16 protein-coding genes are annotated in these 14,792 nt (G+C 65.8%); 3 read left to right on the forward strand and 13 right to left on the reverse strand.

Features of this window, described 5'->3' with window-relative positions; all coding sequences use genetic code 11:
- Positions 1 to 71 precede the first annotated feature (71 nt).
- The gene (locus tag PSEMO_RS09055; protein WP_000433686.1) at positions 72 to 1,001 is read left to right on the forward strand and encodes an MlaD family protein; all 930 of its coding nucleotides are present in this window, start codon (positions 72 to 74) and stop codon (positions 999 to 1,001) included.
- Positions 1,002 to 1,093: 92 nt separating this feature from the next.
- Entirely contained in the window at positions 1,094 to 1,693 is a 600-nt protein-coding gene (locus PSEMO_RS09060; protein ID WP_003124411.1) for an ABC-type transport auxiliary lipoprotein family protein, read from the forward strand.
- Positions 1,694 to 1,759: 66 nt separating this feature from the next.
- Here PSEMO_RS09060 and PSEMO_RS09065 read toward each other — a convergent pair whose 3' ends face one another.
- From PSEMO_RS09065 to PSEMO_RS09115, 9 genes are all read right to left on the reverse strand, one after another.
- A complete protein-coding gene (locus PSEMO_RS09065; RefSeq protein ID WP_000132148.1) occupies positions 1,760 to 3,763 on the reverse strand; it encodes a relaxase/mobilization nuclease domain-containing protein in 2,004 nt (667 codons plus the stop codon).
- 448 nt (positions 3,764 to 4,211) lie between these two features.
- Positions 4,212 to 4,799 carry a S26 family signal peptidase gene (locus PSEMO_RS09075; RefSeq protein ID WP_003092304.1) on the reverse strand — a complete coding sequence of 196 codons (588 nt, stop codon included), beginning with the start codon at positions 4,797 to 4,799 and terminating at the stop codon, positions 4,212 to 4,214.
- Positions 4,796 to 5,353 carry a DUF2840 domain-containing protein gene (locus tag PSEMO_RS09080; protein ID WP_023093372.1) on the reverse strand — a complete coding sequence of 186 codons (558 nt, stop codon included), beginning with the start codon at positions 5,351 to 5,353 and terminating at the stop codon, positions 4,796 to 4,798. Before PSEMO_RS09080 ends, PSEMO_RS09075 begins: the two co-directional genes overlap by 4 nt.
- Complete coding sequence (locus tag PSEMO_RS09085) at positions 5,350 to 5,613, reverse strand: hypothetical protein (RefSeq protein ID WP_000147048.1); 264 nt, start codon at positions 5,611 to 5,613, stop codon at positions 5,350 to 5,352. The genes PSEMO_RS09080 and PSEMO_RS09085 overlap by 4 nt, the downstream gene beginning before the upstream one ends.
- Positions 5,610 to 6,248 carry a ParA family partition ATPase gene (gene parA, locus PSEMO_RS09090; protein WP_003092312.1) on the reverse strand — a complete coding sequence of 213 codons (639 nt, stop codon included), beginning with the start codon at positions 6,246 to 6,248 and terminating at the stop codon, positions 5,610 to 5,612. Before parA ends, PSEMO_RS09085 begins: the two co-directional genes overlap by 4 nt.
- Before the next feature lie 241 nt (positions 6,249 to 6,489).
- Positions 6,490 to 7,335 carry a replication initiator protein A gene (locus PSEMO_RS09100; protein WP_022652188.1) on the reverse strand — a complete coding sequence of 282 codons (846 nt, stop codon included), beginning with the start codon at positions 7,333 to 7,335 and terminating at the stop codon, positions 6,490 to 6,492.
- A gap of 26 nt (positions 7,336 to 7,361) precedes the next feature.
- Positions 7,362 to 7,646, reverse strand: coding sequence for a helix-turn-helix transcriptional regulator (locus PSEMO_RS09105; protein WP_001247107.1), 285 nt, complete (start codon positions 7,644 to 7,646; stop codon positions 7,362 to 7,364).
- A 111-nt stretch (positions 7,647 to 7,757) separates the two neighbouring features.
- Complete coding sequence (locus PSEMO_RS09110) at positions 7,758 to 8,528, reverse strand: DUF2285 domain-containing protein (RefSeq protein ID WP_003092318.1); 771 nt, start codon at positions 8,526 to 8,528, stop codon at positions 7,758 to 7,760.
- Between the two features lie 342 nt (positions 8,529 to 8,870).
- Positions 8,871 to 9,218: a DUF2958 domain-containing protein gene (locus PSEMO_RS09115; RefSeq protein ID WP_016487838.1), complete on the reverse strand. Its 348-nt coding sequence runs from the start codon at positions 9,216 to 9,218 to the stop codon at positions 8,871 to 8,873.
- Between the two features lie 287 nt (positions 9,219 to 9,505).
- Here PSEMO_RS09115 and PSEMO_RS09120 point away from each other — a divergent pair, with 287 nt between their 5' ends.
- Positions 9,506 to 9,799 (forward strand): helix-turn-helix domain-containing protein, encoded by a 294-nt coding sequence (locus tag PSEMO_RS09120; RefSeq protein WP_006379425.1) that lies wholly within the window; start codon positions 9,506 to 9,508, stop codon positions 9,797 to 9,799.
- Positions 9,800 to 10,111: 312 nt separating this feature from the next.
- Here the strand turns inward: PSEMO_RS09120 and PSEMO_RS09125 are convergent, their stop codons facing one another.
- From PSEMO_RS09125 to PSEMO_RS09150, 4 genes are all read right to left on the reverse strand, one after another.
- Positions 10,112 to 10,426 carry a DUF736 domain-containing protein gene (locus PSEMO_RS09125; RefSeq protein ID WP_001273857.1) on the reverse strand — a complete coding sequence of 105 codons (315 nt, stop codon included), beginning with the start codon at positions 10,424 to 10,426 and terminating at the stop codon, positions 10,112 to 10,114.
- A 775-nt stretch (positions 10,427 to 11,201) separates the two neighbouring features.
- The gene (locus PSEMO_RS09140) at positions 11,202 to 11,411 is read right to left on the reverse strand and encodes a hypothetical protein (RefSeq protein ID WP_022580212.1); all 210 of its coding nucleotides are present in this window, start codon (positions 11,409 to 11,411) and stop codon (positions 11,202 to 11,204) included.
- Positions 11,412 to 11,472: 61 nt separating this feature from the next.
- Positions 11,473 to 13,542, reverse strand: a complete 2,070-nt coding sequence (locus tag PSEMO_RS09145; RefSeq protein WP_000994919.1) for a ParB/RepB/Spo0J family partition protein — start codon at positions 13,540 to 13,542, stop codon at positions 11,473 to 11,475.
- A gap of 80 nt (positions 13,543 to 13,622) precedes the next feature.
- The gene (locus PSEMO_RS09150; protein ID WP_003092327.1) at positions 13,623 to 14,450 is read right to left on the reverse strand and encodes a DUF932 domain-containing protein; all 828 of its coding nucleotides are present in this window, start codon (positions 14,448 to 14,450) and stop codon (positions 13,623 to 13,625) included.
- Between the last annotated feature and the right edge of the window lie 342 nt (positions 14,451 to 14,792).

Genomic DNA, 14,792 nt, shown 5'->3' on the forward strand with positions numbered 1-14,792 from the left:
ATTCTTCCGTCGCGCACGCATTGGGCTGGGCGCACGCAATATTTAAACTCTGAGAACGAGGTGGTCTGATCATGGAACCACGTGCCCATCATGTATTCATTGGTCTGTTCGTCGTGCTGCTCGGTGCGATTGGTATTGGCTTCGCGCTTTGGCTCAGCGACACACGTTCCGACCACGATTACCAGTATTACCGGATTATGTTCGATGAGCCAGTGACCGGGCTTACGCCCGGCAGCCAGGTTCAGTACAGCGGAATCACGATTGGCGAAGTCGTTGCACTTTCTCTTTCACCGCGAGACCCAAGGCGGGCGATAGCGCGCGTACGCATCAATGCCACCATCCCGGTCCGGCAGGATACCCGCGCTGAATTGGTCATCACGGGAATTACCGGCAACGCGGTGATCGAGTTGAGCGACGGTGGGCCAAACGTGCCATTGCTGGATCGGAGAGAGGACGAGGAACCGTTGATCCTCGCACCACGTTCGGCGATGGCATCCCTGGTCTCCGGTGAGGGGAACAGCATGACGACACTCAACGGCATCTTGCTGCGCACGCAGGAGTTACTGTCGAAGGAGAATTTGGCTCTTGTGCACCGCAGTCTGGTGAATCTTGAACAGACCACGGGCGCGGTCGCTGACCAGAGGGCCGAGATCGCGACGTTAATCAGCAATCTGACCGAAGCAAGCAGAGAATCGACAGCTGCCGTGCGCCAAGCAAATAGCACTCTTCGCGATGCCAACCTGCTACTAAATAACGATGGTAAGCAAATCATGGTGAACACGCGTGATGCAACGGCATCCCTCGAACGCGCCGCTTTCAGGGTTGAGACGCTACTGCAAAACAATCAGGAATCGCTGAACCAGGGCTTGGCCGCCACAGGTCCTGCCATGCACGAACTCCAGCAGGCGCTGGCCAATCTAAACACCGTGCTGCGCCGACTGGATCGCAATCCGGCGCAATACCTGCTCGGTGGAGAGAACATTGAGGAAACCAAGCCGTGAACACTTCCGCCAGGATGATTCCCGTCGCTGCCGTGACTATGACGCTAGTACTCGGCTTGTCCGCGTGCAGTGTGCTTCCCAAAGCAGCTCCAATGGTCACCTACAAATTGCCCGACTATCACATCGCCCAGGCGGAGAGTACGCCGCGCGCCGTTCCGGGACCCGGGGCGCTGCGCGTCTACGCCCCTGAGAGTAGTCGCGTCCTGGATTCGGAGCGGCTGTTCATTGCGCAGCCCGATGGTCGCTTGTCGGCTTGGCAAGGAGTGCGTTGGGCCGACCCCGCACCGGTGCTGCTGCGTGACCGAATCGTCGAAGCCTTCATGCGCGATGGGCGGTCGACTTCCGTGATTACCGATAGCACCCCAATGAGCGCCGATATGGAGTTGCGCAGTACGCTGCGGGCGTTCCAGCTCGAATACCGCGGCACTGAAGCGATCGCCGCGGTTCGGCTCGATGTGCAACTGGTCGATCCGGCCAAACGGACTGCTATTGCCAGTAGACGCTTCGAAGCAATCCAAGCCACAGGCAGCAAGCGAGAGGCCGATGTGGTGAGCGCGTTCGGTGTCGCCACGGATATATTGGCCGGGCAGATCGTTGAATGGGCAGTTCAGGTCGGGGCAGCGCGTTTGCGAGTTGCACCGGAATTGGCAAGCAACCATGCACCCACAGCGTCGTCGATAAGCACAGACTAGTCGTCTTAACGGAGCACAGAAGCTAGGGCCAAAACGCTGCTCGACACCTTAACTCGGTACGACAGCCTACGGCCCCGATCCAATCCCAGGACCTCTTTGCCGTCCAACCTCCCATGACACACCGCCGCCGCGTACAGTCGCGGCGATCTGCTGCCCCAGTCGTGGCTCGATTATCGGCCGCCAAGGCACCAGACTGAATCCCATGCCGTCATCGAGCAGCGCATAGCGACCGCTGGCGAGCATGACCGAGCGCCGGTAGATGCCGGCTACGCGCTGCCCGTCTGTGACGTGCCGATGCTCCAATCCGCTATCGGCGGCAATGTGCTGGGCGGCCTGCGCCAGCTCCCGATTGCGCAGCGTTTCCAGCAGATTCCGGGAGAGAATCAGCCGCTGCCCGCGCCGCTGGGCCAGCCCCTGTTCTTCGAGGAAGTCGGCGCGCTGCTGCAAGGCTTGCCTAGCATCGCCGCCAAAGCCCAGGTCGCCCAGTCCCTTGCCGCCGCCGATCAACTGCTGATCCAGCCAGGTCGCGCCGATGACGCGGGCCTGCCGTTCAATCGGCAGATGCGATTTCAGTTCGACCGCCACGCCGCCCAGCCGCTGCGCGTCGTACTGGCGGCCACGCTCGGCCAAGTCGTCCGGCACCTTCCATAACCCCTCGGCCACGCGCTCCACGATGCCGGCCCGCCGTAGGGCTTCCAGCCGGCGGATATGGGCCGCCACAGCCTCTTGCGGGTCGCGGCCGGGCTTGGCTCGGCCTTGCTCGATCGCCAGGTGGTGATCGGTGCGGTACAGGCCATTGCTCGCCAGCGTGGCGATGTTCTTGTCGGCCGCCCGCACCTCGGCGGAACCGCGTACCTCCACCACCGCGCCGATGGGATAGTTCGCCAGCTCGTCGCGGGCGTCCAACGCGACGTAGTGGGCTTTGCCGTCCAACCCGTCGATGACCAGATAGCCGCGGTCGTGCAGCTCGTCGGCCAGACCCTTAGCAGCCACGCGACCGACGATAGTGCGGCCGTCGTCGCCCGGCTCGAACACCGCCAGCTCGCGAGGCTTGCCGCTCATGGCCCGCTGCATCGTTCGGATGATGTCGCCACGCTCGCCCAGGGCACGCAAGGTCTTCTCCGCGTCCGCATGGACGGCCCAGGTGCCGGGCTGCACCTCGTCGGCCAGGCCCAGGCGCTGCAAGTGTTGCAGGCGGCCGATCAGCAGCAGGCGCTGGCGTTGCAGCCGGGGTTCGTTGAAGCGTTCGATCTGCACCCGGCCATCCTCGCCGGCCTCGCGCTGCAACGTGCGGTCGAGGCTCGTCCACCGCTCTTGCTCCACCTCGCGCTGCAAGGTCTGCTGGATCTCCAGTTCGGTGCGCGGCCCCAGCCATTCCGTCGCCAGCTCGGCGGCGCGATGGCGGAAGCCGTGGGCGATGTAGTCGCCCGCGATGATGAGGTCTTTGCCGGTATCGTCGCGTCCGCGCACGATCAGGTGCGTGTGCGGGTTGTCGGTGTTCCAGTGATCGACCGCCACCCAATCCAGCCGCGTCCCCAGGTCGGCCTCCATCCGGTTCATCAGGTGCCGGGTGTAGGTGCGCAGGTCGTCCAGCTCCGCACTGTCTTCAGGTGAGACGATGAAGCGGAAATGATGTCGGTCGTCCTGGCAGCGTTCCTTGAAGGCATCGAGGTCGGCTTCGTCGGTCTGCGGCCCGTAGGCACGGCCCGGCTCGCCGTTCCGGCCGGCACCGTCGCGCTCGATGTAGCGCAGGTGCTTGGCGAGCGACTGCGGACTGGCGTTGCGCTGGTTGACCAGCAGCGTCTTGATGGTCACGCGCCGTGACATAGGGGTCAGCTTTGCGCCTGCGAAGCGCGCCGCCGTATGGCCGCGTCCAAGCCGTGAGCCGGGCCGCTGGCCGGCGTGCTGGCCGCTCCCGCCAGCGGTAGGACGGCGCACCGCCGACTTGCCGCCGCTGGCCTTGCCAGCCTGCTTGAGCACCTTGGAAACGAAGCTCTGGCCCTGGCCTTTGCCTCGGTTCTTCGGCGCGCCAGGGCGCACCCAGAAATCATGGTCGCCGCGGTCGGTCATGGCTGTGCTCCCTGCAAGCTCCGGCGTGTCCGAGCGTGCGAAGCACGCGGACATGCCTGCATCGGCGCGTGCCTCGCGCCCCACGCGGCACGGCGGCGAAGCCGCGCCGTGCCGCGCCACCCCCACGTGCAGACTGGCTTTGCGGGCGGCAGAGTGCCGAACCCTTTTGTCTTGCCTTCCGCCTTTGCCCCTCGCTCCCGCTCCGGGCATCGGCGGCCCGGCGGCGCTGCTGCACGAGCAGCCAGCCCGCCGGCGAACACGCCAATGGCCGCAGGCCAGGCGCGTTCGAGGCAAGACGCCTGCACGTTGGGCGGCTGCGCCGAAGGCAGCGCGAAGTGCGGTGCGAATGCACCCGCACTGCACGCGCGACGACACGGCGACGAACAGTAGAACGACATGCCCGATGGCACGATGAGAGGCGCGGCAAAGTGCAGCGAATCGGCGGCCATCATGGACGTGTCTCCAGCCAGATCGGATGCGCAACGCCGATCACGGCGAACGCGCTGACCGGCCCGAAATAGCGGCTGTCGAACGACGCCGGGTTGGTCGCGCTCAACAGGAACAGTTCGCCCGGTTGGAGACGGCGGCAAAGCTGCAAGGATGGCAGCGGCCGGCCCAGCCGGTCGGCAGGCAGGGCGGCGGCCACCGGCACGCCGTCGATGCGAACCTGGCCGGCGACGATGCAAACGTGTTGTGGCGCGACTGCGCCCACACGTTTGAGCAGCGGAACGCGGGTCGGCAGGTAGCCGCGCTGCGCAGCCAGCATGGCGGCCCTGTCGGGCAGCGGCATCAGCACGATGCTGTCCACGGACAGCGGACGTGGCCGCGAGGCGGTGCGCGGGTCGAACGGTTCGATGCGATACCAACCGACCGCCACGCTGTCGGACGGGTTGTAGGCCATTCGCGGCAGGGGCTGCACGAACGCCGCCCAGGCCAGCGCAGCGAGGCCGACGGTGGCGAAGCCTGCCAGCACGAGGCGAGCGCGCAGGCGCGAGCGAGGATGCGGCACGGGGCCGGTCGTGGAAATCGTGGTCATGGCAATGCCCTCCCGGCCAGCCAGGCGGCGTGCCGTTCTGCGGTGTATGTGGGTAGCGCCGAGCGCGCTGCGAGCCGGTTCGCGAGCGTGCGCCAGTACGCGGGCGATGTGTCTGCGGCTGCGATGCCCAGCGCCTCGATGCCGTCGATGCGTTCCAGCACGGCGCGCACGTTGGCATCGCCTTCGGCGTGCAGCAGCAGACGCGCGCCCGGCTGCACGCCGGGGATGCGCTGCACGGCGTCCAGCGGCGTGGCGGTCTGCATCACCATGAGCTGCCAGCGGATCGTGCCGTAGTCGTTGGCCTGCCAACGGATGCGGCACAGAACCGCGTTCGGCAGGAACACGGCGCAGCGCCGCCAGCGGTCGAGCTGGAGCGTGCGCGCCGGTTCGCCGAAGCGCAGGTAGAGCTTGAAGCGCGGTTCGATGTAGGCCAGCGCCACGCGCGTCAGCGGCACGTTGCCGGCCTGGCCGGCGAGTGTCGAAGGCGCCGGCGGCGGCGCAGCCGTGGGCGCACTTGCTTTGGGGGTGTGGGCGGTCGAAGCGGATGCGTTCACGGCGTGCCCTCCGGGGGAAACTCCCGCTCCAGCAGGTCGCGCAGCAGTTCGGCTACGGTCACGCCTCGCGTGAAGGCCGACACCTTGATGCGCGCCCGCATGGCGGGCGTGATGTCGAGCGTCAGTCGAGCGGTGTAGAGGTCGCCTTTCTGCACGGCATCTGCGTCGCCCTGGCGAATCCACGCTTCGGCGTGCGGATTCGCTGGGGGACGCGCACCGATGCCGACGCGCTTGCTGCGTGGTGGTGGCTTCCCAGTCATGTCGGCCACCGCAGCAGTTCGTCGGTGAGCGCGGCGATCTCGCGGGCAGCGGCGCTGTCGGGCGCGGTTTCGCGGGCGAGCCGGCCAGCGGCTACGCTGTCGGCAAAGACGATGCGCTGGTGGATCTCCGAGCGCAGCGCGGGCAGCGGCTGTTCGGCCAGCGATTGCCGTGCCTCCCTGCCGATGATGGTGGTGCTGACGCGCCGGTTGATGACGAAGGCCGCGCGCAGCGCTGGCCGGAACACCTGTGCTTCGCGGATCAGTGCGACCATCTCGGCAGAAGCCCATACGTCGTAGGGGCTGGGCTGCACGGGGATCAGCACGCGCTCGGCCGCCAGCAGCGCGGAACGCGCGAGGGCGGCGATGCGCGGCGGGCCGTCGATGATGATGTGATCGGCCCGCCTGGCGAGTTCTGGCGCTTCCTGATGCAGCGTTTCGCGGGCAAGGCCCACGGCGCTGAACAGACGGGGCAGGCCCTGCTGGCTACGCCGCTGCGTCCAGTCGAGCGATGACCCCTGCGGGTCGGCATCCAGCAGGATGACATGCAGGCCGCGCATCGCCAGTTCGCCGGCGATGTGCGTGGCGAGCGTGGTCTTGCCGACGCCGCCTTTCTGGTTGAGAAACGCGAAGATCATGGCGCGGCCCTCCGAGCTGGAAAGCCGGCCTGGCCGTGCCGTTTCGTGGTTGTCCACCGAAACGGCGCGCTTCTACTAAAAGTTATGTATTTCTTGTTAGGTAAGTTAGAGGGAACGCAAACCCGCGCCGTTGTTGGCTTTCCGGCGTTTTCGTACTCCTGATAGCACGAGGGTCGTACTCCTGATAGCACGATACCCGGTACTCCTGATAGCACGAGGCCGTCCACAGGTTCTCCCGCAGTTATCCCCGTGCCGCGTGCGGCACGGGCCGGAAGGTCAGCAGCTCGGTGTTGTCGTCCGGCATCCGCTCGATGCCGAGGACGTAGCCGGGCAACGACTGCCGCGCCACCAGGGCGCGCACGTCGTAGGCGAAGTCCGAGAAGCGGGCCGCGCTGCCGGATTTGCGGTACAGGTGTCGGAAGTCGAATTGCCAGCCGTGCTCCTGCCGCCCGCCATGCTTGCGCACCAGGCGGTACAGCCAGCGTTCGATACCGCCCTTCAAGCGGAAATAGGCCGGGTCGATGGTCAGCACCAGGGCGGCGTCGAGCACGCCGGCATAGAACCAGTCCGGCAAGATCAGCTCGATGCCCAGCGGGGTGCCGCTGGCGTCGGCGAGTTCCTTCCACTCGTTGATCCACGAGAAGCGATGCAAGCGCCTTCCCGTGGTTTCGCGGATGGACGTGGCCACCGTGGTCGATTGCAGCCGGTCGAGGGCGGCCTTCAGGCGCTGGTAGTCGTTGAGGGACGTGCCGCGCCCGATGAAGCGCAAAATCTCGTAAGGCGTGGCGCGTATCCAGCGCGACGGGCGCAGGCCCGCGTCGCGCGCCTCCACGATCTGCGAGGCGGCCCATATCAGCACGTCGGCATCCCATATCGTTGCGATGCCGTGCTCCTGCGTGCCTTCCACGCGAATGGTGACGTTCCCGCTGCGGAAGTCGATCGGCGCCGTGCGCCGCGACTTGGCAAGCGAGAAGAACGGAAAGGCCATCAAGTCCTGGGAATCGCGTGGCGCCATGTCGCCCGGCAGCGCGCGGAACAGATCGAGCTGTTCGCGCTGCGGCAAGGCTTGCCCTGGCGGGCTGGACATGGCGAAGGCCACCCACGCGCCGACGATCAGCGGCCATCACGGTAGTCGCCCGCGTGGCGCTCGGCGTATTCGGGATCGGACGTGGCCTCGTAGCTGCGCTGGTCGGCCCAGGCATCGAGGTCGGACACCGCGTACATGACGCGGCGGCCGAACTTGCGGAACTTGGGGCCGCCGCCGATCACCCGCTGCTTCTCCAGCGTGCGCGGCGACAGCCGCAGGTAGTCGGCGGCTTCGTCGTTTGTCAGGTAGCGTTGAGGCTGCGAGGTCGCAGTGACGGCAGCGGCGGCAGGCCGCGAGGGAGCAGGTCGCATGGGATGTACCTCCATCAAGCCCGGCCACACCACGCGGCCGGATAGAGGCACTCTCAAGAAAGCAAGGCTTCTTGCTAAGGGACGATTCGCACGGGTCGAGAAACGTCCCCCCTAATGCGACGGGAACATTGGAAGCTGCGCTAGTCGGCGGTAGCCGCCGTGCATCAGCTCATCGCCGCGGCGTACCAGCCGCCGTACGCGGGCACGCAATGCACTGTCTTTGTGCCAGTCGGCCGCGACGGCATCCGCGCCGAACAGACCTTCGCCCACCTCGCGCAAGGAGGCTCCCGCGAGGGTCGCGTCGAGCGCTTGCAAGGTATGCAGTTCCAGCAGCGCGGCGGGCGTGGGGCGGGAGCGGGCTGTTGCCACAGGCGTGGCCACGGTTGCGGCAGATAGCGCATCCAGCTTCGCAGCGAGCGTGCGGTAGCGCGCACAGGGCGTGGCGCAGGCGCGTGTGGCGTAGAGATAGGCCGAACCATCTTCCAGGTCGGGTGCGAGTGCCAGCCGAACGCAGCAGCCTGGCCAATGCGATACGAGCACCAGGCGCTTGCCGTCGTGGGTCAGTTGCTTGCGCCCAGGAATGCGCCAGAACTCGAAGGTATGCGCATCGGGTGGTGGGTCGGCGTCGGGGTATAGCTGCACCACGGCATCGTGATCGGGGAACCAAGCAGGATGTGCGTCGCGCGCATCCAGGCCGGGATCTTCCAGCAGGCGCAGGCCCCAGGCCTGCGCCGCATCAGGCTTGCGACGCCGGCGTAGCCAGTCGCGCCGGTAGCTTGGATTCCTGCGCAAATACTCCCAAGCCAGCGCTGGGCCATCGAGGTGCAGCGTGTAGAGATACGCGGCCGTGGGATACCAGTGTTGGCTGCTGCGGTCAGTCATGGCGAAACCTCCCTGTTTCTGGGAACGTCGCCACAATTCCGCTGTGCGGGAGCTATCGAATCGCCATCAAGTGGTCATCAAACTCGGGTTACGCTTTAACTGCTGGTGTCAAGACAGATTCGCTCCAGTGCATTGCCGAAATCGTCTAAATGCGACGACTGCACCGCCCGGAAATGGGGTGCAGCATTGAACACCGTGCCGAATCTCGCGCCTGGCATCATGACTGTTTTGGTCAGGAGCGCACCACCCTGGTGCAAGCATGCGGATCAAGACTTGCCAGGTCTTGGCTAAGACCGAAATAGTCACAATGCGATACTTTTTGCCTGGTCGCGCTGGAATGCGTCAATCGGTGATCGAACCGTTTTCCTGAGCCAGTCGAACGTATTCCGACAGCGGCCGCGTCGGCTGGAAATACCGATCTCGTATCACGGGCTGCTTGAGCGGCCCGACGATGGACGCCAGATCGGACAGCTTCACCGTCGCCAGGGCAGGCATCCCGATCCCGAGGTCGATCAGGCCGTAGGCCGTATCGCCATCGGTCGGATCGAGCGCGGCCAATAGCCAGGTCGCATGTGCGTCCGGTGTGAACAGGCGCACCACGGGCAGCGGGTCACATTCCTGGCCTGCGGCGCGGGTGAGGCCGTGGGCCAGTAGGTGCACCCGGTCTTCCTCGGTGACAAGCGTGGTCAAGGCCGCGCCCCTTCCACGAACACACGCAATCGCCGAGGCGCATCTGTGCCTGCGGACGGATGCACGTATGCGCAAGCGCACGAAGCCGCAAAAGCGGAGAGGCACGAAGGCGTATTGGTGGAAGTCAGGAAAGACACGGATGCGGTTCCCTGGGTCTGAGGAAATCCGCAGATGCGGATCTCCGTAAAAGCACGGAAAAGGAAAACATCACCACCAAATGAACACTATAGATTGTAGTCCTATAGGGCGCAATGGGCTGTCATCTTGGTTTTTTGGGGAAACCATAGGTGGCAGCGAAGAACTCATTGGCAGCGGCGATTCGGACGGTAAGGAAGGCGCGTGGTTTGAGCCAGGAAGCGTTCTCCAACGTGTCCAGTCGCACCTACATGAGCACGCTGGAGCGCGACCTGAAAAGCCCAACCATCCAGAAGCTGGCCGATCTGTGCGAGGTCATGGAAGTGCATCCGCTCACGCTGCTCACATTGGCTTATGCCGGTGACAGCACCCGCGAAGCTGATGAATTGCTGGCACAGGTGCGCCAGGAACTCAGGGCGATATTGGAAGAGCCCGACACGCCTTAGCGCGTTGGCGTGTGGTACTGAATTGCAGCAAGCGGAGCGCGCAGCGCCGCAGGCGCGAAGGCGTGAGGGATTGAAGCCGGATGGCCGTGACGGCTTGCCGGCACGGGGCGAAGCCCGAAAGCCCGGCGGCGCTTACAGCGCCGACACGCCACACACCGCTCGTTGACACGGATTGCGAGCCACAAGGCACGCATGCAGGCCCGCCGTGACGGGCGTATCCAGCACGCGGCAGCAGCAGAAATCCTGCGCGTGCGGTGCTGCGATCAGCAGCATCGCGCCCCGCCGCAGTGGGCGGGACGCGGTAAGCGGCTGTCAGGCCGCCTTCGGCTTGTTGCGCGACCAGATCAGGTCGTGCGTGCCGTCCTCGTTCTCGATCAGGCGGGCATAGACCGTCGCCGGGAACGAAGGGTCGTCGATGGATACGGACAGGTATTCCCGCCCGGCCTCGCTGGTCTTCTTCCACGCTGCGCCGACTTCGTGGCCAGCCGCTTGCAGGTGGAAGTCGGGGGCGTTCTCGGTGTCGCCCTTGTCGTTGGGAACCAGCTTGACCTTGACGTTGAGCGTCAGGGTGCGAAGCGTGCCGGTGAAGCCGTCTTTCTCTGCGGTGAAGGTGCCGATGTTAGCCATGATGTTTCTCCTTTCGGGTTGAACAAGGTCGCGCCAGTGCGTCCTTGTTGTGATCCGGCCGGCGGGGGATGGGCTGGTCGCACCGCACAGCGGTCGCAACAACGTGGAGAACCTGGAAGCGAAAAGAATTTGTCCCGCGAGGAATGCGCGCAGCGCAGGGGAAATTGTTTTCGCTGCAAGGTTGCGGCCATCAAGCACAAGGCGCAGCCGCGCCACCGCCAGGATTCACAACAAGACAAGGACGCACAGGCCGCCCGCTCCCGAATGGAGACGTGGCCAACTCGGCATCCCCGCGTGACGGCTGCACCGGCTTGCGCCCTGACGCGGGCCAGGTCAATGCCCCGACGACAAGGCCAGAGCGCCCCTGCCGCAGCTCACGGCCACATACTGAGGCGTGGTGTGGAAGCTCCATAGAAGCGAGGCTGGGCGGCGTGTCGGTGAACCGTCTTTCGTGACGTACAGACAACGAACCGCCAGCGTCGGGGACGGCACGCTTTCGTGCAACCTGCCGCAGCAAGCCGGGGCGTAGCCACACCAGCCCCGCCCATTGCGGCGGGGCTCGGTCGAATCGTTGGCGGCGCGATGCGCCGCCACACTTGCTGGCTTCGTGGATTTCGCGCACGAGCGCCCTTGTGCGTGGCCCCATCGCCGCCTGTCCGAAGGCGGCGATGGGGCGTTTTGGCTTTGAGCAGTGAAACCGGGCGCGGCCACCGCCGCGCCCGGAGTTTTCGACCACCGGCCCCAAGGCGGCACGGCTTGGGGCCGGTGCGGCTCGTTATTCCTTGGTTTCGATGATCCACCACACGGCGCGCGGCAAGGCGCGGCCCGTGAGGGGATGCAGATCGGTCAGGTCGGCGCGGGCCGTCCAGCCACGCGGCGGACGGTAGCCGCGCACGTCGCCGTCGCCGTGCCAGCGGCGGGCGCGCACCGTGCCGGAGGCATAGGTCGCAGCTATGCGGGGGCGGTTTGCGGGTTGGTGGGTCATGGCAGGCATCCTCAACATGAAGCGCCCCGGCCGGAACCGGGGCGCTATCTACGGTGCGAAGTCACGCGGCCAAAGCCTCGGCCTGCGGCTGGTCATCCGCCACGGCGGCCACTTCTTCCTGTGCTTCGGCTTCGCCATCCGCCGGCGCGTCCTGCCCGGTCTGCTGCGGGCCTTCGGAGCGGAAGATGGCGGGCATCCAGCCGGTGCCAGCGGCCAGCCGTTCGGCTTCGCTGGCAATGTCGCCCTTCTTCAACTTCGCCAGTCGGGTGACGTGCGAGGGCGCGAACCCGCCAACGGCTTCCAGAATCGCGGCCTTCGGCACATGCCGGAAGTAACCCTCATTGGTGGGCTGCCACCACGCGGCCATATCCAGCCCCACGGCCTGCGCCAGTTCCGCGCCGGGCTGGTGCGGCGTGGCGCGAGGCGTCACCACGTCCACCGTGGAAGCTAAGCACACGGCCAACAGCCGCACCAGTTCATCCTGTGATTTCGCCAGCAGCGCGGCGAACAGTTCGGCGCTGTCCTCCGGCAAGGTTTCGCCTGCCACCTGTTGCAGTTCGCGCAGCGCCACGGCGGCGGGTGATTCCGGCCAGTCCGGGGCCATGCCTTCCAGCCGGTCTTGCACCGTGAGGCGCACACCCAGCGGCAGGTCGTGCCCGTAGTGCCTTTCCTGCAAGACGGTCTGCACCATGCCATGCACCACGGCGGCCAGCGCTGCTTGCGGATGCCGTGCAACTTCGATTTGCAGCGCAGCGGTACGGTGCGCGCTCAACCGCTGCGCCAGTCGGTCAGACATGGCGGCGGTCTTGGGCTGCTCGTCGTCCTCGCCTGCGTCCTCGTTCGCGGCTTCGCCTTCGCTGCCGAAACCCTGCCGCAGCCGCTCCAGCGTGCGCAGTGCCTTGGCCTCCGCTTCGCGCAGCAGCCCGCGATGAATCGCGGCCTGCCCGTCGCGGTCGATGGTGACAATGGCACCGGCTGCGGCCTTCACGTTGGCCGCATAGTCCAGCAAGCCATCTTCCAGCGCCTGCAACTGCTCGCCCAGGCGTTCGCCTTCTTCCTGCAAGGCATCGGCCTTTTCCTCGTCCTCGTCGTCCAGCGCGGCATCCACCGCCTCGGCCAGTTCGTGCAGCTTGGTTTGCAGCTTCTCGATGCGCTGCGCGTCGCGCTTGTTCGGACTGCGGCGTTCCCTTGGCGCACGCTGGAAGGCTTGCAGATCGGCATGGGTCATGCCCGGCGTGGCATCCACCCACGCCCAGCCCTCGGCCTGCACCTTGGCGGCGATACCTGCCAGCTTGTCCTGCGCCAGCCGTTCCAGCAGTGCGGCATCGGTCAGATACACGCCTTTGTCGCCCTCCGCGAACAGGTCGCGGCGGATGCCACCGCCTTCCTGCTCGTAGCCGTCCAGCCCGACAAAGCGCACCAGCGGATGCCGGTAGGCGTCGATTTCGCGTTCGGTCAGGCGGTCGCGCAGGTTGTGCGGGCCGCGCTGCCATGTGGGCGCATCGTAGAACGCGGCTTCCTGCGCAGCATGGTCGTCGGTGATGGCGAGGGCCATCAACTGGTCAAGGCTCACGGCCTCGGCCCGGTAGTCGGCCAGCAGGCGCGGCGACACGTTGGCGAGTTTCAGACGGCGCTGCACCACCAGCGGCGTGACGCTGAAATCCGCTGCAATGTCCTCGATGCTGCGGCCTTCGGCCACGAGCGCGGCGAACGCCTCGAACTGGTCGGCGGGGTGCATGGCTTCGCGCTGCACGTTCTCGGTGAGGCTGGCCGTGCGGGCGGTGCCATCGGCCACCAGCAGGCAAGGCACCTCCCATTCCTTGCTAATGCGGTGCTTTTTCGCCAGCAGCTTCAACGCTGCGAGGCGACGGTCACCGGCCACGACCTCGTAATGCTCGCCATCGGCGGCGGCAATCACGATGAGGTTTTGCAGCAGGCCGACACGCTGGATGCTGGCGGCGAGTTCGGGAATGGACATGCGCGGGGTCTTGCGCACGTTGCGGCCAGTGGGACGCGACACCAGCCGCGACAGCGGAACCAGAATCAGGTTCTTGGTCGGATCAGCGGCTTCCAGCGGGATAGCGGCGGCGGTGTTGATGGCGCGGGCTTCGGTTTGGGTAACGGCGTTCATGGTGATAACTCCTATCGGTTCAGGGATGCAGCAGCGAAGAAAGCGACAAGGGCTGCTGCCTGCCCCTGCCGCGTGGGGATTCAGGCTTTCAACTGGCGCATGCCATCGGCCAGCAGCCAGAGGGCGCGATTTAGTCGGATGTTTTGGTCGATGCCCTGCACCGGGCGGGTTTGCTGTCGGCGCCCGTTGGCGCTGCGGCCACGCAGCCCGCCTTGGGTCAGGTTTTCTTGGGTGCGGTTGAACACGCTCCACAGGTCGGGGCGGCGGTCGTCGAAGCGGCGCGGCATCAGGATTTGCGATTCCGTGATGGGCGCGGGCTTGTCGGGGTCGTCGTACTTGAGGGCGAGCGCGGCGCGGGCGAACACTTCGGATTCGCCATCGTCCAAGGTGATGCCGCGCATGGCATCGCGCGATTCCTTCACCCGATCGAAACCGCTCAAGACTTCGTAAGCCCCCTCAATGACCAGACCGGCCACGTCGCCTTTATGGGGCACTCGCACATCGGCCACGGTGTTGCCGCAGACAAGGCCATTGCTGCACACGAACCGGAACATTCCGGCCAGCATCTGATAGCTGCTGGTGCCGTCGTGCGAGTTCAGCAGCACGATTTCGTTGGCCTCCGCGCCGTTGATCTGGCTGGCATGGCGCAAGCGAATCATGTGTTTGGTGTGCTCGCGCTTGCCTTCGTCGCGCACGCGGGTTTGCGTCACCATGAAAGGCTGGAAGCCTTCTTTGCGAAGCTCGGTCAGCACGGCGGCGGTGGGGATATAGGCGTACCGCTGCGAACGGCTCTCGTGCGGGGCATCCGCGAAGATGGACGGGGCCACGCGGTGAATCTGGTCGTCGGACAGCGGGTAATCGCTGCGCAGCGAGGGGGAGCGGAAAGCGAAACGGGATGCGAGTTGCATGGTCTTTCTCCTGACAAAAGAGGTTTGCTGTTCACACCGCACACCGGATTTCTAGATTCGGAGCCCAGCCTTTCGGCTGTTTGGTGCGGTCGGCACGAGGAACCCGGTTGGCCCTGTTGCCACCGTCTTTCCTGAGTTCATCGCCCGCGCCCAAAGGAGCGCGCGGACGGGGGCCGTCAAGGAGCCAAGCGCAGGGTTGGTGCGGCCCGCAGGCGCAGCCGAGGACACGGCCCTGCGCGCCTTGACGGCACACGGTCGCGGGCTACGGTCGCGGGTAAGGTGATGAAGTCAGGGGAGACGGCTGGACAAGGCAACGGCCATCCCTTTGTGCTGACCGCACGC

Origin of the sequence: Pseudomonas putida (assembly GCF_001941965.1) — a bacterium.
Lineage (GTDB): Bacteria > Pseudomonadota > Gammaproteobacteria > Pseudomonadales > Pseudomonadaceae > Aquipseudomonas > Aquipseudomonas putida_L.